Genomic DNA, 25,577 nt, shown 5'->3' on the forward strand with positions numbered 1-25,577 from the left:
GGAAAAATTATTCGGGCAATGAATACACTATATGTAACCGCATTTTGTACTGGCTGTTGTTATTGTTGCCACCGCCCAGCCTGATCCGGCCTGTGGCAGGATAATTAAGCGAAGGCGACGAAATAGGTAGCGCGTATTGAAAAGTGTTATCGTAATAAATATATTGATTGTATGGGGCAGTTAATACCAGGTTATACAGAGTATCACTTCTGGTTATTATATTCTGTACATACCTTGAAATATCAAAACTGTAACTATATACACCGTTCTTTAATCTTGGAGAAACGCCAAACTGTGTAAGATTATTTATGCTTCCGTTATATACGCTGACATCATAAGGTATAATAAACTGGTGCGCCGAATCTTTATTATATGCAGCGAGGAAAAGGTTAGGTGGTGAAAGCAATGTATCGTTAGATGCATAAGGCACCTGGTTCATCAATATTTCTGCGCGGTGCACAATTACATTAGGCATTCCCTTTACATTGGAAATATTAATAAAAGCGCGTGTGCCCGGGCTGGTTTGCATAAATATCAAATCCTGGTTACTGTCTGGCCTGTTTACATAAGAAGGAATTTCAGTGCCGGTGTAATCTCTTAAAATCGTATTGGAGCTGGCCGACGTTAAAGCCTTTGGCATAAACCTTTTAACCAATGTATCGCCGCCCCCGAGTTTATGATAATACAAAGCAAGCCGCGTCGTGGTGTCTGTAAGGTTCATGCGCATTAATGCCTGACCTGTGGCATCGGGCTCAACTATAATACCTCTTAAATAAGTATAAAATGCAGAATCGCCGGTGTAGTAAGTAGCGCTGTCTAACCGGAGAATATTTTCACCAAACGATTTATTTAACCTTATGCGAAGCTGATTAGTTGTTATCTCTGTTGCCGCCACACCTTTTATCGTATCAACATCATCAAGCCTTCGGATATCTACATATTTGGCAGTGTTAAATTCTGTAAGCTCCTGCCCTTTTATAAATTTTTTTGTATTAGCATAGGAAGATTTGCTGTTAAACAAATTTTCGGGATCCATGCTGTAAACATGAAGGTTTAAGGGTTGCAATGAATCGCCCCAAACGCCTTTATATTTTAAGGATAATACTACGGAATCTACTACAATGCTGTCTTTATTAATGCCGCGTGCAAAAGGAGAAGTTTCCGGCGCTACCTGGAAGTTGATTGAAGCAGTGGTTTTTCCAAAAACCGGGTCGTTTACATAACCCAGCACATGATCGTCTGAAATGCCTACCGATATGGTATCAAAGCCAAGATTTTTTGTGGATACTTCAATAACCGTATCCTTTGTTATAACGCCATCAACCGGCGGAATTAACCCTGAACCAATGTCTGTGGTAATTATTTTGGTACAAGAAAAAAGAACAACCAGAAAAAGTAAAGCACCCTGGAAAAACCTGGGCCGTAAATGAGGGTAATTCATGAAATTTTACTTCGACGCAAGCTCGTTATACAATTCTAAATACTCTGTTAAATCAGATTCCTTGCTATAAGGCAGGATTTTTTTACCACGTGATTTGGCAAATTCTTCAACAAGCTTTTTATCTATTTTTTCAGCGCCGAAAGTAATGGCATCTGCATAATGCGCACCGCCCCTGAACATGGCAGTGTTGTTATTATCTTTATACGGTTCCAGCTCTTTTTCTTTAATGTTAGCATGAATAACAGCTCTTTCAAGAAAATGTTTTCCAAGCTTTTCTTTAAATGTATTTTGACCAATAGTAAAGACTGTTTTGCTATGCAGAAAAACGGGTTCACGCTTATAAACAGTTTTCAGGTACATGGGAATAAGGCCTGTCATCCAGCCGCTGCAATGAATAATATCAGGAGGCCAGCCAAATTTTTTCACAGTTTCCAAAGCGCCCTTGCAAAAGAATATGGTACGAAGATCATTGTCATCAAACCAATGATCGTTTTCATCGTGAAAAATATGCTTGCGTTTAAAGAAGTCCTCATTATCCAAAAAATAAACCTGCAATCTTGCATTAGGCAAAGAGGCAACTTTTATTTGTAAAGGATGGTCGTCATTATCAATAGAAACATTTATACCGGATAATCTTACCACTTCATGCAAGCGGTGCCTTCTTTCATTAATCACACCAAAACGCGGCATAATACAACGCACTTCATAGCCATTATCATTACATTTTATTGCCAGCTTGTTTACAATCTCGGCAAATTCTGTAAGCTCCAGGTAGGGTGACATTTCTGTAGCTATGAATAAAATTCTTTTCTTTGTTGACATTAAAAACCTGTTTTTTACCTAATGCTAAAAAAAATAAAGAGTGCAAAGGTAAAGAAATGCTTTGAAAATTAAGAGTTACAGGCATTTGGGCGCTGTTAAATCCCTTCAATGATATTATTTAAAACCATCCGGCCGCTGCAGACCAAACTGGAAAAACTGCGTAATAACAAATTGAAAATTGGCTTCGTACCCACAATGGGCGCTTTGCATGCTGGCCATCTTGCCCTCATGAAAGAAGCCAAAAAACAATGCGATATAGTGGTATGCAGCATTTTTGTGAACCCCACTCAATTTAATGATAAAAGCGATTTTGATAAATACCCGGTTACAATTGAGCAGGATATTTTTTTACTGGAAACCAATAAAACCGATATTCTTTTTTTACCTTCTCTTAACGAAATTTACCCGCAGGGCACACAGCATTTACAGCATTTTGAATTGGGATATCTTGAGAATATACTGGAAGGCAAATACAGGCCGGGCCATTTCCAGGGTGTATGCAATGTGGTGCACAGGTTATTAAATATTGTACATCCAGACATTCTTTTTCTCGGCAGAAAAGATTACCAGCAATACCTTGTTGTAAAAAAGATGATGCAGGACTTTTATCCTTCCATCAACATAAAAGCGGTGGATACAGCAAGGGAAACAAGCGGCCTTGCCATGAGCAGCCGCAACATGCGTTTAAGCACAAATGCACATTCCAAAGCAACAGTCATCTATCAATCTTTACAATTTATACAACAACATATTACTGAAAGAGATGTTGATTGGTTGAAGGAACGCGCAAAAGAAAAAATATTGCAAGGCGGGTTTGATAAAATTGATTACGTGGAAATATGCGACGCTGAAACTTTATTACCGGTAACAGTTGCCGGACCCGGAAAAAAATTCATTGCGCTGGCTGCTGCATTTATTGAAGATGTAAGGTTGATTGACAATATTCTTTTGTAAATTACTGTATCGAAATTTTGAACAATGGCTAACCTGAAAACAAAACAAACAGAAGACAGCGTTACTGCTTTTTTAAATAAAGTGGAAGATGCACAAAAACGCAAAGACTGTTTTGCCATTAGCGATATGATGCAAAAAGCCACCGGGCTTACACCGGCCATGTGGGGTACCAGCATTGTAGGCTTTGGCAGCTATCATTACAAATATGAAAGCGGCCACGAAGGAGATATATGTTTGATAGGCTTCTCTCCGCGCAAGCAAAACATTGTCTTATATATTCCTGGTGGCATTCATAAATATGATGATTTACTGGAAAAGCTTGGCAAGCATAAAACCGGCAAGGGCTGCTTATACATAAACAAGCTGAGTGGTGTTAGTGAGGTTGTGCTGAAGAAGATTTTTAAAACTGCTTATGATAACAGTAAGAAAAAATAGTAATAACAAACGTACTTATGCAGTAAACTTATCAGATTAGTTTATGCCGCTAACTATTAATTAAAATATCTCAGTTGATTAGGAAAGACACCAACTGAAAAAATTTATTTTAGATACATGCATTTTAATCCATTACTTCAAAAAATTGCGGATAATACTAAAACAAATAAAGGGTGGAAAAGATTTGATAGAGTTGCAACTTTTATTCTTGGAGTTACATCATTAATATTATCAATAATAGTTTTTTTTCAACACGATGAAATTGACGCTTTAAATAGAATGGTTATACAAGAAAACCGAGTAGTTACAAGATTAAATCGTAACCAAGAAACTTTAATGATGCAATTAGATGAATTAAGAAAATCAAATATTACACAATTAGGGAATTTAGAAATTGCAAAACTTGCACTTACACAAATAACTGCTCAAAATTATACAGAAAAAAACAAGGAATTATTTAGCCTTTATTTTAGTGTTGCATACTTACGTAGTCCGCCGAATCTTGGCTATACAAGCCTGCTATATGTACCCACTCTCGATCAAAAAATAGAAATATTACATGGTATTGATTCTGTATTGGAAAAAGAAAGAAATAATTTTTTTTTAGTTGAAAATGATTCCTTGCTTTCTCAATGGAAAAATGCAATAAATTTAACAGAGGCTGCCATTGGACATTTAAACTCAATTAAATGGATGCGTGTATCAAACCATTCTACGGACCAAGAAAATGCAACAGCCCGATTTATGGACGCACAAGCATATTTACAGGATTATAACCAATCAATGTTATGGTTCACTTTATTTGCAGAACGTATAGTAAACGACGAATTAATTGAATTGAAATTGAATTATAAAAAATTAAACAAGGCTTTGCCAAAGTAATTAATTTTCCGTCTATATTAAGCGTGTAAGGCTCGGAAATTAATTTGATAAGATGATTTGACATTCACTGTACTTATATTGTATAGAAAACAACTGCCTAAGGAAGTGACACAACCGGTGTCAATTGAATACCAAAGCTTAAACATAAAAATTCCTCTTCTTATCTTCGCAGCTATGACACAGGAAAAATTACAGGAATTGCGGTCCCGCTTAACCGGGATAAGGAGGTTTCTTTGACGTTGATAACCGCACGCAAAAAATAGAGAACGACCGCCAGCTCTCCCTTTCGCCAGGCTTCTGGAATGATAATGACCGGGCCACCGGCATTATGAAAGAAATCAAAACAAACGAATATTGGCTCAAGCTATACAAACACGTAGAAACTGCTGTGGAAGATTTTGCCGTATTATTTGATTTTTGGAAAGAAGGCGATGCCACCGAAGAAGAGGCTAAACAAGCCTATGATAATGCCTTAACCGCATTGGATGATGCGGAGTTTAAAAGCACGCTCAATCAGCCGGAAGATGAATTGCCTGCCATACTACAGATAAACCCGGGCGCCGGTGGCACTGAAAGCCAGGATTGGGCAGAAATGCTCTTGCGTATGTACCGAATGTATGGTGATAAGCAAGGCTGGAAAGTTACAGAACTCGATTACCAGGAAGGTGATGGTGCAGGCATTAAAACAGCCACATTGCAGTTCGACGGTCCCTTTGCCTATGGATTTTTAAAGGCGGAAAGCGGCGTGCACCGTTTGGTTAGAATTTCCCCGTTTGACAGCAATGCAAGGCGACACACTTCTTTTGCAAGCGTTTTTGTTTATCCGTTAATTGATGATACGATTGAAATAAATGTAAACCCTGCCGACCTGGAATGGGAGTTTTACCGCAGCGGCGGCAAAGGCGGTCAGAACGTAAATAAAGTGGAGACTGCAGTTCGCTTAAAACACATGCCTTCCGGTATTATTGTTGAATGCCAGCAGAGCAGAACACAGGGCGAAAACCGTGAACTGGCTTTAAAAATGCTTAAGAGCCGTTTGTATGAAGAAGAATTGCGCAAACGCGAAGAAGCAAAAAATGCAGCCAATGCGGGCAAGAAAAAAATTGAATGGGGGAGCCAGATAAGAAGCTATGTTTTCCACCCTTATAAAATGATAAAAGACCATCGCACAGATTATGAGGTGGGCAATGTGCAGCCTGTAATGGATGGTGAACTGGATGGTTTTATCAAAGCTTATTTAATGATGGAAAAGGAAGTGGAACAACAGTAAAACACAGCAAATATATTAGTCACCGATGCTGAGATAAAATTTACCATTAAACACAATGGTTATTAGTGCATCGCGGCTAATGCTTCAACAGATTACCGGCTCGTTTTAAAATTTAATTCAGTAATCTTAAAATTTCCATATCCCTTAATTATGGCATGATAATTTAAAGATTATTAGGTATTGTATAACTTTAAACTTAATGATTATGCCGGATAACAAAATTGATCAACAGGGATATGCTGCCGTTAATGCCGATGAAGAAAGAGACCTGGCCGCAAAGGGTGGCCCCACAAGCGGTTTAGGGATACCGGATGATAAGCATGGTATAGAACATCCTTACGACGAAGATATCCAAACACGGCTTGCAGCAGCAAGCACAAAGAATAAAAAGGAAGAACCCCGTAAAAACGGGAATAAGCCTTAAAGATTATGGGAAATTCATAAACATCTCAGCTTTTGAGTAAACAGTTTATGTTTACCCGCTCCGGTTAGCAATGCTAACCGGTTTTTTTATGCAGTAACGTGTTGTGCTATTGGGCTGTGTGTGGGAGGCTGAACCGTCATTTCGACGACAGGAGAAATCTCTAATTTATTTTGAATTATAATTATGCAGAAATGTCTCCTTACCTCGACATGACGTGCTGAGAACATTATTTAACAGATGCTCCCTAAAATTTTAATAGCACAACACGTTATGTAGCAAACAAACTATAAACTTTATTTATAAGTTATGTGATATACCACATACTCGCCCGGCTGAAATGTAAACGTTTCTTTTCTTTTTATTTCAACAGGCATTCCTGAAAAAAGGTTGATATAATTTCCCGGTAATGCAGGATGGTCTATAAAGAATGTTGTTGCTTCTTTTCCAAGGTTCATCAACACAAGTATCCGGTCTTTGCGTCGCCTGCATAAATAGCCCAATACATTAGGCGCATTGGTATTTAATAATAAAACAGAAGCACTTTCCTGCAAAGCTTTATTGCGTTTGCGGATGGTGAGCAGGGTTTTATAAAACCCGTGTAATTCCACAGGTCCATCCCAGTCAATAAAATCTTTCTCAAAAAATTCAAGGCGTTTATGATTGGGTTTTTCCTGCCCGGAATAAATTAACGGAATGCCGGGCCATGTGCAACTAAACACCGCCATTGCTTTTGCGCTTGGACCATATTTTTCATATTCCGTTCCCTGATAAGTATTCTCATCGTGGTTGGATGTAAACAGTAATTTTCTGGAACCAATAGGATAATGCGCATAATTAATGAGCAAGGGTTTTATTTCTTCAAACTTCATTTCGCCCTTAAAATATTTATCAAAAGCACGCATCACTTCCCAGCCATAAGTAAGATCAAATGATTCATGGTAATTCAATATCTCGCATTCAGCCAGCCAGAACAACGGTTTTACCGCATCGCATTCACCACGCGCCTCCACCCAGAAATCAACAGGAACGGTACGCGCCATATCGCAACGAAAGCCATCAATATCAAAATTCTCTATCCAGTGCTTCATGGCGGCTATCATGCCTTTGCGCAAAGCAGGAATTTCATAGTTTAGGTCAATCACATCCACCCAGCCGTATAATTCCGTAAAATTTCCGTGTTCATCTTTCCTGTACCAGTCCGCATGTTCTTTTGTCCATTGATGATCGTAACCTGTGTGGTTAGCTACCCAGTCAATAATTACTTTCATTCCAAAAAAATGGGCTGTGGAAATCAATTCCCTGAAATCATCTTCCGTGCCATAAGCGGGATCAATATTGGTGTAAGAACTTGCTGCATAATAACTGCCAAAAGTGCCCTGTCTTTTCTCCACACTGATGGGCGTAACCGGCATAAGCCATAAAATATCAATGCCCATATTATGCAGGCGCGGAATATGCTTAATAAAGGCATTGAAAGTACCTTCGTGTGTGTATTGACGTATGTTAACTTCGTAAATATTCGTGCCGTTTCCCCAATCAATAATCGGAAAAGCTATTGCCATTTAAATTTTATTGCTAAAGAAATCAAGTATTATACCAATGACTTATATGATAGTTTGATTTTTGCTATCAACTGTAATAATTATGGTATTTACTGCACTACTTTCTCCACTCTTATCCCGGCATTCAACACATTTTCCAGCGGGTCTTCGCGCATTACCTGGCGAATGGCAAAAGTGTATGTGCCTGAATCGAGCCTGGAAGGTTTACTAAACAGCAATACACGCTGTTCTATGATATCATCCATAGCAGCACCAATCCAGCCCTTGCCATTCGCAAGGGGCAAATTAAAGCGGGTGGTTTTGGGTTTTTTACCGGGAAACGTAGCGGTAAAATCAATGTATATATTATTGAAATGATAGGCCTCCGTGTGGCGCAAAACAAAATAAATATTGTAGTAAGCCAGGGTATCTTTTGCCTGGAATGTAAACGACAGCGATGTATCGCTGCTCCATTTGTGCAGGGGAATAGGCGCTGTTTTTTCAAATACATCAATTGTATTGCAGGCGCTGAATAAAAAAGCAGGAACAATAAAAATTAAAAGCCTCAAATGCTTCATACACTTACAATACATTTAAAATTTGCTCTTTCGCTTTTTCCAGTTCATCTTTCATTAATACCACACATTTCTGCACATCTGCATCATAAGCTTTGGAGCCGGTTGTATTTATTTCCCTTCCTATTTCCTGTAAAATGAATGATAATTTTTTCCCCTTTATAATTGCATTATCATTCAGCACTTCTTTAAAATAAGTGCAGTGGTTTTTCAGGCGCACCTGTTCTTCGCTTATATCAATCTTTTCGATATAATAAATCAGCTCCTGCTCCAGGCGGTTAGGATCATAATTTTCTTTACCAATATGTTCTTCCAAAACTTTTTGCAAACCTTCTTTTATTTTAATGCGGCGCTGCGGTTCAAGTTCTGCAACGGCAGCCTGCTGCAATTCAATATTGGTGATTCTCGCCAGCAGGTCATCTTCCATACTTTTACCTTCTTCTTTGCGGTGGTTGTTTAAATCTTTAATCACCTCTTTTAAAATGTTTTCAAATAAATGCCATTCAGCTTCAGCAATTACTTCATTGGAAGTGCTTACAACATCCGGCATGCGCAGCAACGTGCTTAAAACATTTTCCTGCGATAAACCCAATTCTTCAGACAATTCTGATACGGGCTCGTAATAAGCTCTTATCAGGGCTTTGTTTAGCTTAACAGATTTTTCAGAACCATTCTGCGAAACCGTAATGATGCATTCAATGCTGCCGCGCATCAACCCTTCGTTTAAGATATTGCGTATTTCAATTTCATAAGGTTTGAGCAAAGCAGGCATAGTAAGGCGAATATCATATTGCTTGCCATTTAGCGAACGCAATTCAATTAAGTATGATTTGCCGCCAATTGTTTTTTCTGCGCGGCCATAGCCGGTCATTGAGTAAAGCATAAATGCAAAGAAAAGTAATTATCTGCAAGCTTAAGGTTCAATAGTGCATGTGTTTAAAATTTGTTTTGGATAATGCCGATTAAACTTTAGCAATTTGATTTGAATGTTTTCCATTTATTTTTGAAATAAAACGCAATTGAATTTCCCCGCTGTAGCCATAGTAATATTAAATTATAACGGCCGTAATTTCCTTGAACAATTCCTGCCTTCGGTGTTTGCCTCCACTTATCCGAATAAAAGAATTATTATAGCCGATAATGCTTCCACCGATGACAGCATTGATTATCTGAAAAATAATTTTCCATCGGCAGAACTTATTATGCTTGATAAAAATTATGGCTTTGCAGGCGGTTATAACGAAGCGCTTAAAAAAGTTGCATCAGATTATTATGTTCTTTTGAATTCAGATGTTGAAGTAACACCTGGATGGATTGAAGACATGATTGATTTGATGGCAAGCAATAAAAATATCGCAGCCTGCCAGCCTAAGGTACGCTCCTATCACAACAAAAAATATTTTGAATATGCAGGCGCTTGTGGCGGATGGATAGATACGCTTGGCTATGCATTTGCACGCGGAAGAATTTTTGATGTTTGTGAAGAAGATACCGGCCAGTATAACACGAATGAAAAAGTATTTTGGGCCACCGGCGCGGCATTATGTATCAGAGCAACATGTTTTCATGAAATGGATGGCTTTGACGCTTACTTCTTTGCGCACATGGAAGAAATCGATCTCTGCTGGCGTTTGCAGCGCACAGGCTATGCTATATATTGTTGCGCTTCTTCAACAGTATATCATGTAGGGGGTGGAACTTTGGCAAGAACAAACAGCCGCAAAACCTATCTTAATTTCAGGAATAATCTTATTATGTTATTTAAAAACCTGCCGTTTTCGGAGGCAGTCTGGAAAATGCCATTGCGCATTTTGCTTGACTGGGTGTTTGCGTTTAAATCACTTTTACAAAAAGATGCCACCTCTTTTAAAGCCGTATTGCAGGCGCATGCAGGTGTCATAAAATGGATGGTGGCCGGCAGCGTATATCAAAAGCTTCCTTCAAAAAAAATAAAAGAAATATCCGGCGTTTATAATGCATCACTTATTTGGGCCTATTTCATAAAAAAGAAAAAACATTTTTCAGAAATTATGAAGGAGGATAGATAATATTAACCGGAGGCCTTATTTTTGCAGCGTTAAAACTAAAGCATGTCACACGATACAGATATTTCAGAATACAAAGACAAAGAGTTTGGTTATAACTGGGTAAACTCTTCACGCTTCTTATTTTACCTGCAGGTGCTTTGTTTAATAGCCCTCTTTACAGGCATGAGTTATTATCTTTATACTTACCGCTACAAGGGTAAGCCGGATGTGGAAATACCTGCCAATACTTTATATACGCCGCAGTATAAATAAAATGCAAAAATATTTTGCAGTATCGTGCAGATTGCTATTTTTGCCATCCCAAAAAAGTTCTTAATCATAATGCGGAAGTAGCTCATTTGGTAGAGCACGACCTTGCCAAGGTCGGGGTGGCCAGTTCGAGCCTGGTCTTCCGCTCTAAAAAAGTTATTAGTTAGCAATAACTGGTAACTTTTTTTTTCGCCCTGGTGGTGGAACTGGTAGACACGCAGGACTTAAAATCCTGTGTATATTTGGCTTAAAAAATTTTGCCCGGGTGGTGGAATTGGTAGACACGTTGGACTTAAAATCCAATGGACAGCAATGTTCGTGCGGGTTCAACTCCCGCCTCGGGTACAAAAAGTCGTCTGAACAAGACGGCTTTTTTTTATGCCATTTTCAAGATTTTCAAACAATTTTCAAACAATGCCTGTTTCCAGACCAATTATTTTCAATCAGTTTGACGATTTGAGATGTGAGGTCAAAGAACTTTCTATTGCAAAAATAGCGAAAATAATACCCATCTCAAGGCTAAAAAGGCATAAAAAAACCAGCATTTATAGCTGGCTTTTTTGCTGAATTTTCCCTGTTCTCCCTCCAGTGTCACTTTTTAAATAATCTAATATTTCCGATTTCATAAAATAAACCCTCCCCCTTTGCTTGTGACGGGGCAATCCACGCTTAACCCAATCTGTAAGAGTTACCAAAGATATTCCAAGCATTTTTGCGGTATCAGCCCGACTGATCAGCGGATTCATATCCTCAGTTTCCATTGGATTAGGCTTTAGCTCATTGAACAGCTCTCTGACCGATGCCCTAATTTCTTCCTTTATCCACCTGCGAAAATCTTCCTCTTTGGGTATGAAAATCATCGTTTCCATTTTCCAATTGTTTTAATCCTCATAATTTTCCTTCAGATAACTTGTATCCCGGAAATAAATCTTGCTTCCCTTTTTCCTGTTGAACGATGGCTCATACCTTATATAGCCATATTCGCTTAATTGTCTCACGCATTTGTGGTAAGTGATTGCTGATGATAATTTCGCGAGGTTCATAATTTCATAGCTGAAAACCTGAATAGGATTAGTCCATCCATTTTCTATGCGGTATTGTAACAATGCCGCATAAACACCAATATGAGTAATGCTGATACGGGCATCAGCCTTGATACCCCAAAAAAAATCCGACAAGTAATTTAGCCCTTCCATTACCCATGTTCATTTATCAGCTTAGGCGCATACCGTTCTTTTTAACCTGGTTTTGTTGTTGCTCGTTTATCTTGTGGGAAACCTTTACAGCTTCCATTGTCTTGTTTCCTAAAGCCGTATTCAGTGTAATCTTCCTGGAATGTTCATCGTAAATGTTTACCGATTTAAACTGAGGGTTTGCTTCGATATAAAACCGCTGTTCGTTGCCATCCTTTATAAAACTTACTGATACACGGTTCCCATTTTTTAAAGCCTCTTGTAGCTTATCCGCTTCCCCCTTGTTGAGTAATTCCTTTAAAGGAAGCTGCTGTAAAACCTTTTCGAGATTGTAGTCGTAACTGGAATGAAACTGTTTGATACGGAAATTGCCATGCGGGTCTTTATCATTAAAGTCAAGTTGTAGCCATGTGCCTTCCCGTTGAATACAACGACCGGACAAGAGATTATAGGCTTCAGTAGTATTTACATTGTAGCCATTGTGCATACTGAAGTATTGCTGCCTTTTTTCATCCGGTTTGGTTTCATTGTACAGAGCCGTTTTATACCCTTCAAAATGATATTGCCCTGATTGGTCTTTTATAAATGATAGCTGGTGATCTATCCTTTCCTTGTCATTGAGGTAATAAGAAACAGGGATAGAAAACTGCTGCTGCCCCTGCCTAATCTGCTCATCAATTTTTGCAGAAAGATCAGGAAAGCCAGCACGCTGCACCTGGTGGCGCAGCGCCTGGCTGTTTTCCTCGGTTTTTCTGTTATCCTGCCTTATTACGATTTGTTCCTTAACGGGCGCAACCAATAGGCGGCGTAACAGCCTTATCAGCAGATTTGGATAAAGCTGTTTCTCTATGCGGTTACGTTCCTGCCGTAACATCCTCAGTGCAAACCGTTCGTCCAGATCCTGCGTACCCTTATACTTTGCTGCAATACGGTCGTAGTAATCCAGCTTTTCTTTGAGCAATGCTCTGTTATTGGAAAGACTGAAAGAGAACAGTTTGCTAAAACGCTCCTCTTTTGAACGCCATTGGTTCAGCTCTGCTTCCACTCTGTTTACGCTGTTATTCATAACGCTCATTTTTAAAGAATATCAAACTAAGGCATACTGTATGTTACCAGGTCGTAAGCATACGAACTGCAATCGGCGGCATATTCAACACTTCCGCTTACGATAGCGCCGCCTATATCACTTGTTACGGCGGCTATCCACTTCACAATGTTTTTAAACTTAAAGGGTGCTGAAGAAACCGGCGGCTGGAGCGTATTTATCCAATAATAAATGGAATAACGTGCTACCGATGCCGCTTTAAGGGCAATAGCACGTCCGTCAGGAGTAAGGCGGTCATTTTGCATTATGCCATTCTCAAAGTCCACGATAGTGGATTTGATGACCGGATAAGGGCTATTGCTGTCCGAAAGTTGTTTTACCAACTGTACTAATGAATCCAGAACAGCCTTTACAGGTTCATCGTAAGGGCAGTCAGCAATAAGGTTTACTATATCCGTATTGCTCTTATCTACCGTTTGGCTTACTGTTTTAAAAAGCGAAGCAGGCAATTCCAGACCCCATACCTCTCTGTAAAACCGAAGCACACATGCCGTTGATGCTGCGACATCAGGAGTATCAGTCACCGGCTTGCAATCCTGAACATACGCAACAATCCGATTATGCCAGTAGCCAACGCTGTCGAAGGCATTTAACGGATTTTCGGGTGTCGGCAAAGCGGTTCCTGATTTTGCCAGTGCGATTTTATTGTTGTAGTCTTCAGGTGTTTCATTAACCCTGCTATTATCTTTTTTACATGCCGTAAAGCCCACTACAATGGCTATCAGCACCATTAATGAATATTTCATTTCGACTTGTTTTTGATGTTATAAATAGTTTTTCATTCTCCACAACCCAGCCTCACGACTATTTATAGTCAAGTCGGCTACTTAGGCTTCTTAGCTGATGCTTTGCCTCTTTTTTCTTTTGTTAGCTGCCTTCGGTATTTCAGGACCATCATCTTCAGCAGGTGTCTGCTTTTCTTTTTTACTGCCCTGTTTAACTGATTCATTTTCGCCCTCAGACTGCTGTTCTTTCTTTGCGTGACGGTTATCCACCCTTTGCATGGAGCTGTCATAAATGTTGATTGTTTTGAATTGCGGGTTAGCTTCGATATATTGTTTTTGATCTGCGCCGTTAAGTTGAAACGTAGCGGATTGCAGGTTCCCTTTTTTAAGGGAGTCCATCAGATTGGACTTATATTCTTCACTGCCTAATTCCTTGATAGGATGCTTAGACAAAACAGCTTCCAGGTCATACCCGTAATTCTCGTGATAATGCTTTAGCTTAAAGTTGCCGTTATCATCACTCTGTTTAAAATCCATCTGTACCCAGGCATTATATACCTGACCTTCTTTATTGGTAAGATCCTTGTTCACTGACCTTCCTTCCATCAGATTGTAGGCTTCTTTCAGGGTAATGTTGTTGCCTTTATTGATGTAGAAGGTTTGATCCATTGTTTCCGCGCTGTTTTCCTTCTGTAAGCTCACCTGGTAGGAGTTGAAGAAATACATATCACTTTGTTTCGACTGGCTGAAGTTTAATGTTGCAGTAACACTATCCTTTCCATACAGCGTTTGATGCTGCAACTTAAATTCGGGGTTTCCTTCCTGAATTTTCTGCTTCAGGTCATTTTCTAACCCTTCCCCAAAACCTGTGTACTTTACCTGATCACGCAGGTATTCAAAATTTTTCTGATTCATGACATTTGAATTTTGATTGTTATTTAATTGTTCTTTTTCTAATCGTTCATAGCGTACTGCTATCATAAGGGATACGTCAACGATACCGTCTCTTTCAATCAGCAGCTTATTATCTTCAACAGCTTCCTGCATTGTTTTATATGCAGACCTTATTGAGTGATAGTTGTAGAAGTCTATATCGGTTGACATTTCATAGCAGAACTCCCGTACATCGTATTCCTCAGAGAACGTGAATAATTCTTCCTTACTTACGGGAGCAGCATCACTGAGGGAGGCTACAAATTCTTCACCTTCCCACCGTTTTCTCTTTAAGTATTCAAGAATATCCTGAAACTCATCTTTCCTGATTTTCATACTTACATTTTTAGCGGGAACAAATGTTGATTATAATTGCCATCTTAATTCCTATTCAATCGGAACTGCCTTTACAATTTTCTTATTCTTTACGTGCAGTTCCAGATGCCTGCCGCCGTTCTTCTCCATAAGCTGCACAGCGAGGTACTTCTTATCAGGAATTGTAAACTTCGGTACGACAAATACAATCGTACTATCAGACTGCCCTGCGATCTTGCTGATGTTGTTTTGTTCAAGGACAGGCAATATTTCAATTTCCTGCGTAGCGGTTCTTTTTGATTTTTTCTGGTCGCGGATATAAAGACGTAGCTGGTCAATATCATAGTTGATATTGGTTTCATTGACGATATGGAAGCGGAGCAGCATGATGTCATCATGGATAAATATTCCGTTCAGTTTAAGATGAATGCCGAAAGTTTTATCCTTTATGCCTCTCGTCTTTTCTTTTGATTCGGAAGCCACAGAAGCGTAATGCTCCATTTGCTCCTGGTTAATATTTTCCGAAGGAATGGAGATGATATTCTGCTTTGCTGCACCTGTCAATGAAAGATTGAGGACAGAAGGTTGTTCCGCATAATCAACCAGAAAAGAAGTGAGCTTCCCGTCAGCGGTTATAATACTGATATTGGTCTGAGGGAAATTGTCTTTTGCAGCTTTAATCTGCAAAATGTTTTCCACTCCTTTTGCTTTTTGTGCCAACACATCCCGGCTTCCAATATCTACGCTGACGATAGAATAGGGAAAAATAATGTTGGTTGTTTTGGAGAAAGCAACCGCCACATGATACGATTCAATGGCTTTTGTTTGCCAGGCTGTGTTTATTTGTGCCTGGACTTTTAAAGTTGTAATAAGCAGGAAAATTCCCATTATCATTACTGCACTGATCTTTTTCATCTTCTGGAATTTTTAAGTGATTGAAATATTTAGTTGAATTGTTTTTGCTTTTCGTCTTTTAATAGAACCTGATAGCCTGCTTTGACAGTTACTTTAATCAATTTGACCTTTTTGCTGAATAAAGTCTTTGCAGCTTCAATTCCCGCACCGGCAGCTTGTGCCTGCCATGAAGGATCAAGCGAAGTCAGACCGATAGCCTGCATAGAACGGTCTGCAGATTGCTTTGCAACGTCCCTGGTTATTGCTCCGGGAATATAAATACCATCCAGTCCGTCCATATCATATACCGACAGCTCAACCGGAAACAATGAGTTGTTATACCGTACACTATTAATCTTAATGCCCAACCTTTCACCACGCAACGAGGCAATGCCGAACAGAAAATTATCTTTCGGAATACGGACACCGTTAATGAATACATCGTTGAGCAATCGCAATTTGACGGTGGAACCATCTACGATAGTCTGTGTTTCATGTATAACAGCCTGTACAGCGTTCTGTGAATCCGCTATGGCTGTCGTTCCGGTAAGTGAATAAAACCCATTTGAAGCGCTGCCTGCTACATGGTCGGTATCCAGTATGGTAATGCTGCTATCTTTCTTTTTTGATGAAACAGCAAATACCTGCCCCCGATGAGCTTCAGAAGCCTGTTTTAATCTTTCCTGCACACGGTCAGGATACTGGACGTCCAGAATTTTATCCAGCATCCCATTCAGTTGTTTCATTTCGGGATCTTCACCTGTAGGCTGATTCATCGTGTTCATCATTTGTTCCAGCCTGTCAACATCCGATGAGCTTACTGCCGTATTATTGCTGTTTCTGCGTGAATACATATCGTATTGATCATCTTCCGTTGATGTGGGAACTGGCTTGTTCATCTCTTTGTCCAGCTCTGCCAGCTTACGATAAATCTTATCAGTATTGGGATCATTATGCCCATGACTGCCGTAAAGAGAAGTGTTTAGTCCTCTTTTGTTAGTGGGTAGTTGAAAGGTATCTTCTCCGTCCGGCAGATATTCATCTGTATCTGTCAATCCAATATTCTTATAGTTGGGATCATTTTTTACCAGCTCACTGAACTTTACCGAATCCAGTTGTGCCTGATTGTAATAGCTCATTTTATCCATCGGCTTGTCATCCTTCAGGTTGGCATCCGGCAGATTAATGTTGAATCCTTTTTTTGCTGCCGCCTGAGCTTCCACCTTTTCGACCTTACCACCGCCGAGCGCCCAGAAGATCATCGTCATAAAGGGCAATGCCAGTAAGGGCAGTACCAATAAAAATCTGCGCTGCCGAATCATTTTTGGAGTTTTTACTTGCTTTTCCATTGCTATTTTTGTTTTAATTGTTGATAATAATTTTCGATAAACCGCACACTGTCCATTAAGCCGGGACGTTGGTTGGTAATGCTATCATAGAGAATTTTACCAGAAGGACTTCGTGCCAGACTATCCATGTACACCCTGAACCTTTTGATTCGAGTGTATTCAGCTTCTGATAAATCAGCAGCTTCAATATGCACTTCACCTGTTTCTGTTGCGTGCTTCAGCTTCTTAATAGGTGTAATTGTTATTGCATTACTCTTTTTTCCTGTAAAGGCGTTTACTGCGAGGTAGGTGCTGTATGTACTGCCAGACAGCACAAAAAGAATGAGCGCTACTACCCATGTGCGGTGTGAAAAATTTTCAGTACGCTTCATCATCCATATTGCCCAACAGCCCTGCAATCGCTTGTAGCCTGCCTGCATCCCTTTGGAAATGGCATTGGGCTTAGAATCGGCTTTCTTTTCTTTTCTTCTTCTAAATAGTTTCATGACCTTGAATTTTTATTGGCGCCTGCTTACTGTTTTTATATCCCTGTTGTCAATCGTACTCCATCTTTCAATGAGAAAACCATGTGGGTTATTATCGCTACGTGATACGTTTCTTAATCCACCTTCGGTAACTAAGCTGCGGGTAGTAATACTGGTAGGACGTATAATGCTTTGTGTAGCATAGCAGCGAAATTTGTAAGGGTATTCATTAATATCTACCGCCACACTATCCACGACAATAGTCTGATTGACATTGCCGGATATTAATCCAGCGTAATAGCCGTTTTCCTTCAGGTCATCATAGGCACGTTTAGCACTGCCGTCAGCCAGGTATAATGCTTTGGTAACATTTGCCGTGATTGCCTTGTCGTCCGGGTCAAGGGTAAAGAATAGCATGTGAAATGTCTTGACATGATCTTTTGCCTCAACAGGGATGTTGTCTTTTCGATCCGATGCGTAGGCTTCCAGCGCTTTGCCATTGGCGAGAATGTATATTTTGCTTTGCATCTGTGAAACCAGGCTGAAACTTTTGTACAATGCGAAACAGCATATCAGCACACAGCCTATAATCACTACAAGGGTGAAACTTCTAATGTGCCGGAAAGCTGTGTCAATATTTTTCATCTTTTTGAACATATATCCTCCTTTAGATTATTATGAATTGCCTTTCAGCTTGTCGTTCATATAGCCGGAACCGCCACCGCTATTGCCGTCACCGAAGTAGGGATTAGATGCGCCATTACTTGCCATGCTTTGAGAGATACGATTGGCTGCATTACCCATAGCATCCGCAGCCATGCTTGCACCGGCAGATGCCGTGTTCACTACGGTTCTGGAGGTGCTGCCAAACATGCTGGTTACTTTTTGCCCTAATGCACCACCGCCGCCGGCATGAACAATGTAATTAGCTACTGAGGGAACTGTAAAGTATCCGACAATGCCAATGATCATGAAGACCAGGTAAGCCATATCTGTTCTGCTGAAAAACGTGTCGCCGTAATCCTGTACCTGCGATATATCCAGTTCCAGCATTTTTTCCTGTATCTTACCAATGATGCTTCCGAAGATGTTGGCAACCGGCAACCATAAAAAGATATTTATGTATCGTGCTATCCAAACCGTGAGGGTATGTTGAAATCCATCGAATACTGCTATCCCGAATACTAAGGGACCAAGTATAGCCAGCACGACTAACTGAAACGTTCGTAGTGTATCAATACACAAGGATGCCGCCTCAAACAACACCCGCAATACTTCGCTCATCCATTCTTTTACTGAATTGCGGAAATTGTACGAGGCTTTGGACATGGCAAACTTTATGTCATTGCCAATACTCTCAAAGAAACCTTCGTCTGAAGGGTCTTCATTATCGTGCGTGTATTTATACCATTTATCCCTGTCGCCGCTACCGCTTTCTCCTACATACATTTGCCAGACGTCTGTTTTCTTGATGGCTTCTTCCTTCTTTTGCAATAGCACAGCAATTGCTTTGTCAGAATTTTCCACCATAGCGGCGGTTGCTGTGACCGTAGGCTTCATCACTCCGTTAATCAATCCTAAAACAGATGGGAATACTAATATGCAAAAGCCGATAACGAAGGGACGGAACAGCGGGTAGAAATCAATAGGCTCAGCTCTCGATAAATGCCCCCAAACTCTGGAAGCTATGTACCACATAGCCGCAAATCCCGCCAAACCCTGACCCACGCCGATCAATTGACTACATAAGGGCATCATCTCATCGTACAGTTGTTCCAGTACGCCGTGCATCCCGTTCATTTCATTGGCTATTCCTTGCGCATGACTTATGAAAGGCAATACCAATCCCACTACCGCCAACCAGACGGTCTTTCTACACTTTGCCATATTTTCTTATTTAATTGTTTAACCCATAGATTTTACGAATGGTCTGTGCATCGTTGCGCTCTTTCGCTCTCTGCACTGCCAGTATTGTAGTGTTATTATTAAAATGTTGCAGAAACAGCAATTTGTCCTGCATGTCTGCATAAATTCTGTCAATAGCCTGTAATCGTTCATCGTCACTCATACGGGCTTTACCTGCCGTAATCACCGTAAGCAGCTCATCCAGATTGCGCAGGCTTTCCTTAAAGAGATTATCATACACACGACCTATATACGCCAGCTCGTCTGCATTGAAGTTATTATCCTGCCTGAATCGGTCATAAGCCTTTCGGTATTCTTTTACCAAAGTGATCTGATCATTGGAGATGTCCACTACACGCCTGTAATTACGTACTGTTGGGCTTACTTCCATTAAGCCGTCAAGGAACGCCTTGTGCAAACTGAAGTTGCCTTCGGAAATGTTCTTGACAGTATTATAGCCGCCTTCCAAAATCTGGTAGCCCTTTTTCATGTCGCTCAATATCTGCTTGAACTGCGCCAGCTTCTCAATATTGAGAACTAACTGTGCTATCTCATCTGCTTGTGCAGATGCACGAAAGGAAGGCAGTACACCCAATAATGACAGCGATATAATTATGATTAGCTTTTTCATTGTTACTCGTTTTTAATGCCCTGCAATACACGGCTGGTTTGTACATCTGTTTTATCTTTTATTCTTGATGCCGCAAGGGATTTAGCGTCATTGGAAAAACTTTGTGAGAACGTGAACTTGTCCTGCATGTCCAGATACAGCTTATCAATCCTTTCAATGCGCTCATCATCCTTCATTTCCAGTTTACTATCGGTAGTTATCGTTATTAGTTCATCCAGGGTCTTGTCACAGTCATCGAGCAGCCTGCCAAACACCCTGCTGATGTACGCCAATTCATCCCCTGAAAAAGCATCGCTGCTGTTAAGCTGCCGGTAAGTCCGGTTATAGTTTTGCACAATTTTTATCTGTAATGCAATAATGTCTGCAACCTTTGCGTACCGTTTCACTTCGGGGTTAACAGACTTTAATGAATTGAAGTAATCGGTGTGCAGATTAAATTCCCCTCTGGTAAAACCGCCGATAGTGTTCAGCCCATCTTTGGCTATGTTGTAGCCCTTTTGAGCATAACCGATATATACCTGAAGCGCTGCTATCTGCTGAAGGAGATACTTCTTTTGCGTCTTCTTTTGCTGAAACCATTCTGCAAAAGTTTGTGCTTGTAAAGTGCCCGCTGCGGATGCAAACAGTAATAGAAACAAGAGTATCTTTTTCATACGTTTTGATTTAAGGAAGTCCATATAATTGTTTTACTGCCTGCACCTCAGTTTCGGTTTTGGCACGTTGCAGGCTCAACAATGTGTTTTGCCTGTTGAATTGCACCAGGTCTGAGTAGTTTGCATCTACCTGATCGGCGGCGTTATTGATTAGTTCCAACCTTTTGGCATCGCTCATTTTTGTAGTGAAGGATTTAATAATAAGGCTGATCTGGTCAATATTTTTCAGGCTCTCATCCAGGATACCGGAATATACTTTTTCCATGTACAGAATTTCATTTGCTGTGAAATGGCTGTCCTGACGAATGAGTGCCCACGACCTATTATATTCATCCACAAGACGTAGTTGCTTCTTTGTAATATCCCGGATGCGCTGATAGTAAGAGATAATGGCTTTGACCTGCGCCAGCTCCTCATAGTATTTCTTGTACTGCTCTTTTTGCTTTTCCGTCCAATCGGAAATCTCATCCAGCTTCAATTTGGATAAAGCATTCTCTAAGGTTTTCTGCGCATTTTGCAGCCAAATGGTTTTATTCTGCAAACGCTGAATTTGCAGGTCAATCGCCTTAATCACCTTTTTGACGGCAGCTTTTACTACGACCCATACAACTGCATGGCTTTGTTGCGTGGGAGCCACTACCAGTAAAGTAGTAGCCAACATTGTAATGATCCATATCTTTTTCATGTCTTACAGATTTTTAATAAATAATTCAATCGTCGTTTTTCCTTCCTCCGTCAATGCTTCGAGGTACAGCGATTTTGAAGCCGTATCAAAAATGCAGTACCGATCTCCACCTATTTCAATGAGATGTCCGTTAGAATGCCAGCCATAAGTAGCCAGCCATGTTTCTTCACACTCAGGCAGGTTACTGATATAGATTGTACGGGTAACCTGGTATAAACTGCCGAGCAGTTTTATAGTCAGCGTAGTATCTACACCTGCTATCGAATCATTATGCAATGGCTGCCTTACATACAAACCCTCCATCATGGAAAGTGTGGCGTGGTGCTGTCTGCCGAAATGCAAGATGATTTTAGCGGCTAAGCACAGGTCATGTATCAGTCTATTCAGTTTCATTACTTATTCTTTTTAGCCTTTATTTCTTATATCTTCTGCCATTGCTGCAATGCCTTTTCGTATATCGCCGTCGAACCTTGCAGCATATTCCATTAGTTTTACTTTTTCGCTTTGTTCTGTGGTATAAGCCAGGTATTCTTCCAGACTAACTTCTGTCCTGTACACTTTGCTCAGCATACCACCCAAGCTGATAAATACCTCTTTGTATTTTTTAGTAGGATCATTGGATTTGTTGACAGATAGTACAAGCGCTTTTTCTTTTTCCGTAAGCCCTAATAGTTCCTGTATCTGGTCAAACTTGTTCTGGTATTTACTCTGGTCGAGCAATATTTTACAGTCGCTGTTATTGATGATAGCTTGTTTTACTACAGGAGAAGAAATAATATCTTCCACCTCCTGAGTTACTACGATAGCTTCACCAAAGAATTTGCGTACTGTTTTGAACAGGTATTTTATGTACTCGGCAAACCCTTCTTTCATTAAGGCTTTCCATGCTTCTTCAATCAAAATCATTTTGCGGATGCCCTTCATCTTACGCATTTTGTTGATGAAGACTTCCATGATAATGATAGTCACTACAGGGAACAAAATGGGGTGATCCTTAATGTTGTCCAGTTCAAATACGATAAACCGTTCCTGCAACAAATTCAGGTTTTCGGTAGCGTTCAGCAGGTAATCAAATTCGCCGCCTTCGTAATACGGACGAAGCACATACAGGAAGTTGTCTATGTCAAAATCTTTTTCTTTCACCCTGTCGCCCTCCAGCACTTGTGTGTACTCGTCACGGAGAAATGAGTAAAAGCTGTTGAAGCACGGAAATACATCAGTATTTTTCTCCAGATGGGTATAATAACCTCCAATGGCATTTGACAAGGCTACATACTCACTGCGCTTAAAGGCTTCGTCATCCTTTTTCCAGAGCGCCAGCAGCAGCGTTTTAATACTCTCTTTCTTTTCGGTATCGAGGCTATCGCCTTCACCTATATAAAAGGGATTGAAGCGAATGGGGTTGTCTTCGCTATACGTGAAGTAATAACCCTTTACCATATCACACAGCCCTTTATAGCTATGTCCCACGTCCACCAACACGATATGAGTGCCTTGCTCGTAATAGCTGCGTACCATGTGGTTGGTAAAGAATGACTTTCCGCTACCGGACGGACCAAGTATAAACTTGTTCCTGTTGGTACAGATGCCCATTTTCATGGGTTCATCGCTGATGTCCACATGAACGGGTTTACCTGTGAGCCGGTCGCCCATGCGAATGCCTACCGGACTTAATGAAGAACGATAGCCGGTTTCCAGATTAAGGAAGCAGGTTGCCTGTTCCGCAAACGTGTCAAATGTGTCGTTCATGGGGAAGTCTGCCGCATTCCCCGGAATGCCTGCCCAAAAGATTTGCGGAGCGCCAATGGTTTCCTGTTTGGCTACGGCATCCATTTGTGCCAATGCAGAGGATACCATGTTTTTCAGGTCTTTCAGTTCCTCTTTATCATCTGTCCAGACTAATACATTAAAATGTCCCTTTACCGGCAGTCTTTGCTGACTGATAGCTTCGTTCAGGAAATCATTGGTAGCGTCCCTGGCTATCAAATTCTCCCGGCTATATGCGGAAAGAGATTGCAGCCTTAGTCTTTTGCTTTCCAGCTTTTGGATGGTTTTCTGCGCATCCTCAATAAAGAGGTATTGATTGTAAATATGATTGCAAGGGAGAAGCTGTCCCAAAGTAGAAGCAAATCCAACACTGAATTTCGTTTTATCGGTACTGTATTTATCGTAATTGATACGGCTGCCACACAATGCCGGAAGATCCACCGCATCGCCCAATGTATATAACTGGCAATACTTATCGCCCACACGCATCCCTTCATCAAAGCTGATGTCTGCCATTAAGAAGTTATCATTTCGCTCGGACAGGTAACAATACTGTTCTACCAAACCCATCTTACGGCTATGGCTGCGCAATTCATTTTCTCTTAACCTGGTCAGCTTCATGAAGCCACTATCTTCCATAATACGTTTGAACTGCCCGGCACTGTCCAAAAAATCCTGTAGCAACTGCGGCTTCAAGGTTTCTTCTGGTACGATAGACTTACGCAGCAGGCTTGAAAACATGGAACTGGCTGTCTTACGTCCTTCCGGCTTTTTGGTAAGCATGATGTAGCAGCTATGGGTAAGAAACGGACGCTCATTGAAGAAACGTTCACTGGCTCGACTAAGGAAGCTGGTATCGTCCTTCGTAAAATCCGGCTTGTGGCTGTTTTGCAAAAACCAGTCTTGTTTGTGGAACACACAGAATTTAGGTAATAGCTTAATTGCCTTTATCCATGCCTGGTGAAAGGCTTCATACTCCTGATCGGACATAGTAAATATCTCCGGCAGGTCTGCTTTAAAGACGATGGTCACATCTCCTTGCTTGCTCAGGATGCAGTCATGCTCCACATCCATTATTGGTAAAATATCATCCAACACTTTTTCCATCTCACTTTGTTTTTACCTGTTATCATTTATTGCATCTGCGGCAACCCTATGTTATAGCTTAGGACCTCTGCGCTGACGCTTTCCGGTCATGCGCTTTTCATCAGTTTGTTTTGATTGTTGTTGTTTCTGTTGTTTTTTGATATTCTCCCTGATAGTTTCTTCAATACCAGTTTCCTTCCAGTCAATCACCTTTGCCTCAAAATGGGATTTCAGATTTGTTTCTTTTAGTTGGTAGGTTTCGTCCCAACCGCCTTTCCTGTTGAATCCTACGGGGTCTAATACGCTTTCATGTGGAAATGAAATAGCAATGAGGTCTGTGGGAATGGAAGTAATATTGTCATAATCCAATTCCTGAAATTCATGCGTCTTTGGATTGTACGGTATGATATACCGTTCCTGTTCGTCATCATAGCAATAATCAATCTTGCTGAACACAATCCCATTGGAAAGGAAATCATCTTTAGGGCGCAGCATATCCATTCGGATATCAACAAAGAAGGTGTGTCCGGCAATATCTACCGTCGGGAGTTGCCCCATCAATCTTCTTCCCAAAGCCTGTTGATCTACCATTAGCTCGAAATCCGTTTTGCCCTGGATATTGTTAGCAGAAAATCCATATTTTTCTGCCATTCCTATTGCATCAAGCTGTACCAACTCCGGTATCTTCACCGTTCTAACGTCTGTATCATCACTGAACAACACCGGTATATTTTTCTCTTTGGGACTATAATCAAATACATATCCATCTCCAACGTCCCGCATGTCGGATACAAGTATCACGTTCTCCGGGTTTGCTTTTTCCTGAAGCTGTAGATTAGCTACATCCACGATAAAATCGGTTCCCTCGATGTTGTACACCGGCAATTGTCTTTTCATGATTTTATTTCTTTCTTTCCCATAAAAATTTTTCTGCTCCTGGACTTGATCAGTTTTGGAACTTGTTTTCTGGCAAGCGCTTTCATCAATCCATGTTCTCCATATTTGTTGCTCATGCCGTAGATCCTCATTACGAGGAATGTTCCGGCAGCCAGGATAATGCCTATACACAAGTAGGTAGGCAGACCAATGATATACATCACGGCAAAAACTATGAGCAGCGCGACAACACCGCCACCCAAGTACCAGATATATTGCGCCTTTAAGCCCTTAAACTCGATGCTCTGGTTAATTCCTTTGTTGATCTGATATACACTATTTGCCATGTCGTTTT

At 40.6% G+C, this 25,577-nt stretch carries 29 protein-coding genes and 2 tRNA genes; 9 read left to right on the plus strand and 22 right to left on the minus strand.

Annotated elements, in window-relative coordinates; translation table 11 throughout:
- Window positions 1-7: 7 nt before the first annotated feature.
- Both ACTHN6_RS18155 and ACTHN6_RS18160 read right to left on the minus strand, forming a co-directional pair.
- A complete protein-coding gene (locus ACTHN6_RS18155) occupies window positions 8-1,441 on the minus strand; it encodes a DUF4270 family protein (RefSeq protein ID WP_440437193.1) in 1,434 nt (477 codons plus the stop codon).
- Window positions 1,442-1,447: 6 nt separating this feature from the next.
- The gene (locus tag ACTHN6_RS18160) at window positions 1,448-2,263 is read right to left on the minus strand and encodes a glycogen/starch synthase (protein WP_090658593.1); all 816 of its coding nucleotides are present in this window, start codon (window positions 2,261-2,263) and stop codon (window positions 1,448-1,450) included.
- A gap of 108 nt (window positions 2,264-2,371) precedes the next feature.
- Between ACTHN6_RS18160 and panC the strand changes: the two genes are divergently transcribed.
- The 5 genes from panC (at window position 2,372) to ACTHN6_RS18185 (ending at window position 6,228) form a co-directional block, all read left to right on the plus strand.
- Window positions 2,372-3,217 carry a pantoate--beta-alanine ligase gene (panC, locus tag ACTHN6_RS18165; RefSeq protein ID WP_440437194.1) on the plus strand — a complete coding sequence of 282 codons (846 nt, stop codon included), beginning with the start codon at window positions 2,372-2,374 and terminating at the stop codon, window positions 3,215-3,217.
- Between the two features lie 24 nt (window positions 3,218-3,241).
- Window positions 3,242-3,652 carry a DUF1801 domain-containing protein gene (locus ACTHN6_RS18170; protein ID WP_440437195.1) on the plus strand — a complete coding sequence of 137 codons (411 nt, stop codon included), beginning with the start codon at window positions 3,242-3,244 and terminating at the stop codon, window positions 3,650-3,652.
- A gap of 117 nt (window positions 3,653-3,769) precedes the next feature.
- Window positions 3,770-4,534: a hypothetical protein gene (locus tag ACTHN6_RS18175; protein WP_440437196.1), complete on the plus strand. Its 765-nt coding sequence runs from the start codon at window positions 3,770-3,772 to the stop codon at window positions 4,532-4,534.
- Window positions 4,535-4,708: 174 nt separating this feature from the next.
- Window positions 4,709-5,804 (plus strand): peptide chain release factor 2 gene (prfB, locus tag ACTHN6_RS18180; RefSeq protein ID WP_440437197.1). Its coding sequence is split into 2 segments (ribosomal slippage): window positions 4,709-4,768 and window positions 4,770-5,804, totalling 1,095 coding nucleotides; the frame shifts between segments, so codons are not numbered across the junction.
- A gap of 205 nt (window positions 5,805-6,009) precedes the next feature.
- Window positions 6,010-6,228 (plus strand): hypothetical protein, encoded by a 219-nt coding sequence (locus tag ACTHN6_RS18185; protein ID WP_440437198.1) that lies wholly within the window; start codon window positions 6,010-6,012, stop codon window positions 6,226-6,228.
- A 293-nt stretch (window positions 6,229-6,521) separates the two neighbouring features.
- On the opposite strand, the gene ACTHN6_RS18190 is transcribed toward ACTHN6_RS18185, so the two are convergent.
- The 3 genes from ACTHN6_RS18190 to ACTHN6_RS18200 all read right to left on the minus strand — a co-directional run bounded on the left by ACTHN6_RS18190 (window position 6,522) and on the right by ACTHN6_RS18200 (window position 9,227).
- Window positions 6,522-7,790, minus strand: a complete 1,269-nt coding sequence (locus tag ACTHN6_RS18190) for an alpha-amylase family glycosyl hydrolase (protein WP_440437199.1) — start codon at window positions 7,788-7,790, stop codon at window positions 6,522-6,524.
- Window positions 7,791-7,879: 89 nt separating this feature from the next.
- The gene (locus ACTHN6_RS18195; RefSeq protein WP_440437200.1) at window positions 7,880-8,347 is read right to left on the minus strand and encodes a gliding motility lipoprotein GldH; all 468 of its coding nucleotides are present in this window, start codon (window positions 8,345-8,347) and stop codon (window positions 7,880-7,882) included.
- A 4-nt stretch (window positions 8,348-8,351) separates the two neighbouring features.
- Window positions 8,352-9,227 carry a YicC/YloC family endoribonuclease gene (locus ACTHN6_RS18200; protein ID WP_440437201.1) on the minus strand — a complete coding sequence of 292 codons (876 nt, stop codon included), beginning with the start codon at window positions 9,225-9,227 and terminating at the stop codon, window positions 8,352-8,354.
- A gap of 136 nt (window positions 9,228-9,363) precedes the next feature.
- Between ACTHN6_RS18200 and ACTHN6_RS18205 the strand changes: the two genes are divergently transcribed.
- From ACTHN6_RS18205 to ACTHN6_RS18220, 4 genes are all read left to right on the plus strand, one after another.
- The gene (locus ACTHN6_RS18205) at window positions 9,364-10,392 is read left to right on the plus strand and encodes a glycosyltransferase family 2 protein (protein ID WP_440437202.1); all 1,029 of its coding nucleotides are present in this window, start codon (window positions 9,364-9,366) and stop codon (window positions 10,390-10,392) included.
- A gap of 42 nt (window positions 10,393-10,434) precedes the next feature.
- Complete coding sequence (locus ACTHN6_RS18210) at window positions 10,435-10,644, plus strand: hypothetical protein (protein WP_440437203.1); 210 nt, start codon at window positions 10,435-10,437, stop codon at window positions 10,642-10,644.
- Between the two features lie 71 nt (window positions 10,645-10,715).
- A tRNA-Gly gene (locus tag ACTHN6_RS18215) sits at window positions 10,716-10,788 on the plus strand.
- A 112-nt stretch (window positions 10,789-10,900) separates the two neighbouring features.
- Window positions 10,901-10,986, plus strand: a tRNA-Leu gene (locus tag ACTHN6_RS18220).
- Window positions 10,987-11,186: 200 nt separating this feature from the next.
- Here ACTHN6_RS18220 and ACTHN6_RS18225 read toward each other — a convergent pair.
- The 17 genes from ACTHN6_RS18225 to ACTHN6_RS18305 all read right to left on the minus strand — a co-directional run bounded on the left by ACTHN6_RS18225 (window position 11,187) and on the right by ACTHN6_RS18305 (window position 25,569).
- A complete protein-coding gene (locus tag ACTHN6_RS18225) occupies window positions 11,187-11,510 on the minus strand; it encodes a helix-turn-helix domain-containing protein (protein ID WP_440437204.1) in 324 nt (107 codons plus the stop codon).
- Window positions 11,511-11,522: 12 nt separating this feature from the next.
- The gene (locus ACTHN6_RS18230; RefSeq protein ID WP_440437205.1) at window positions 11,523-11,819 is read right to left on the minus strand and encodes a hypothetical protein; all 297 of its coding nucleotides are present in this window, start codon (window positions 11,817-11,819) and stop codon (window positions 11,523-11,525) included.
- Window positions 11,820-11,853: 34 nt separating this feature from the next.
- Entirely contained in the window at window positions 11,854-12,900 is a 1,047-nt protein-coding gene (locus tag ACTHN6_RS18235) for a hypothetical protein (RefSeq protein ID WP_440437206.1), read from the minus strand.
- 26 nt (window positions 12,901-12,926) lie between these two features.
- Complete coding sequence (locus tag ACTHN6_RS18240) at window positions 12,927-13,685, minus strand: hypothetical protein (RefSeq protein WP_440437207.1); 759 nt, start codon at window positions 13,683-13,685, stop codon at window positions 12,927-12,929.
- A 90-nt stretch (window positions 13,686-13,775) separates the two neighbouring features.
- Window positions 13,776-14,933, minus strand: coding sequence for a hypothetical protein (locus tag ACTHN6_RS18245; RefSeq protein WP_440437208.1), 1,158 nt, complete (start codon window positions 14,931-14,933; stop codon window positions 13,776-13,778).
- 51 nt (window positions 14,934-14,984) lie between these two features.
- On the minus strand, window positions 14,985-15,827 hold the full coding sequence (traN, locus tag ACTHN6_RS18250; protein WP_440437209.1) for a conjugative transposon protein TraN: 843 nt from the start codon (window positions 15,825-15,827) through the stop codon (window positions 14,985-14,987).
- 29 nt (window positions 15,828-15,856) lie between these two features.
- Window positions 15,857-17,155: a conjugative transposon protein TraM gene (gene traM, locus ACTHN6_RS18255; RefSeq protein WP_440437210.1), complete on the minus strand. Its 1,299-nt coding sequence runs from the start codon at window positions 17,153-17,155 to the stop codon at window positions 15,857-15,859.
- A 2-nt stretch (window positions 17,156-17,157) separates the two neighbouring features.
- Window positions 17,158-17,640 carry a hypothetical protein gene (locus ACTHN6_RS18260; protein WP_440437211.1) on the minus strand — a complete coding sequence of 161 codons (483 nt, stop codon included), beginning with the start codon at window positions 17,638-17,640 and terminating at the stop codon, window positions 17,158-17,160.
- A 12-nt stretch (window positions 17,641-17,652) separates the two neighbouring features.
- Window positions 17,653-18,264 (minus strand): conjugative transposon protein TraK, encoded by a 612-nt coding sequence (traK, locus tag ACTHN6_RS18265; RefSeq protein WP_440437212.1) that lies wholly within the window; start codon window positions 18,262-18,264, stop codon window positions 17,653-17,655.
- A 30-nt stretch (window positions 18,265-18,294) separates the two neighbouring features.
- Complete coding sequence (gene traJ, locus ACTHN6_RS18270; protein WP_440437213.1) at window positions 18,295-19,419, minus strand: conjugative transposon protein TraJ; 1,125 nt, start codon at window positions 19,417-19,419, stop codon at window positions 18,295-18,297.
- A gap of 97 nt (window positions 19,420-19,516) precedes the next feature.
- The gene (locus ACTHN6_RS18275; protein ID WP_440437214.1) at window positions 19,517-20,155 is read right to left on the minus strand and encodes a TerB family tellurite resistance protein; all 639 of its coding nucleotides are present in this window, start codon (window positions 20,153-20,155) and stop codon (window positions 19,517-19,519) included.
- Window positions 20,156-20,157: 2 nt separating this feature from the next.
- Entirely contained in the window at window positions 20,158-20,808 is a 651-nt protein-coding gene (locus tag ACTHN6_RS18280) for a hypothetical protein (RefSeq protein ID WP_440437215.1), read from the minus strand.
- Between the two features lie 10 nt (window positions 20,809-20,818).
- The gene (locus ACTHN6_RS18285) at window positions 20,819-21,493 is read right to left on the minus strand and encodes a conjugal transfer protein TraI (protein WP_440437216.1); all 675 of its coding nucleotides are present in this window, start codon (window positions 21,491-21,493) and stop codon (window positions 20,819-20,821) included.
- Between the two features lie 3 nt (window positions 21,494-21,496).
- The gene (locus tag ACTHN6_RS18290) at window positions 21,497-21,886 is read right to left on the minus strand and encodes a hypothetical protein (RefSeq protein ID WP_440437217.1); all 390 of its coding nucleotides are present in this window, start codon (window positions 21,884-21,886) and stop codon (window positions 21,497-21,499) included.
- A gap of 12 nt (window positions 21,887-21,898) precedes the next feature.
- Window positions 21,899-24,367, minus strand: coding sequence for a TraG family conjugative transposon ATPase (locus ACTHN6_RS18295; protein ID WP_440437218.1), 2,469 nt, complete (start codon window positions 24,365-24,367; stop codon window positions 21,899-21,901).
- Between the two features lie 51 nt (window positions 24,368-24,418).
- Complete coding sequence (locus ACTHN6_RS18300) at window positions 24,419-25,243, minus strand: hypothetical protein (RefSeq protein WP_440437219.1); 825 nt, start codon at window positions 25,241-25,243, stop codon at window positions 24,419-24,421.
- Window positions 25,240-25,569: a DUF4133 domain-containing protein gene (locus ACTHN6_RS18305; protein WP_440437220.1), complete on the minus strand. Its 330-nt coding sequence runs from the start codon at window positions 25,567-25,569 to the stop codon at window positions 25,240-25,242. The genes ACTHN6_RS18300 and ACTHN6_RS18305 overlap by 4 nt, the downstream gene beginning before the upstream one ends.
- Between the last annotated feature and the right edge of the window lie 8 nt (window positions 25,570-25,577).

Source organism: Parafilimonas sp., from assembly GCF_051953455.1.
Classification (GTDB): Bacteria; Bacteroidota; Bacteroidia; order Chitinophagales; family Chitinophagaceae; genus Parafilimonas.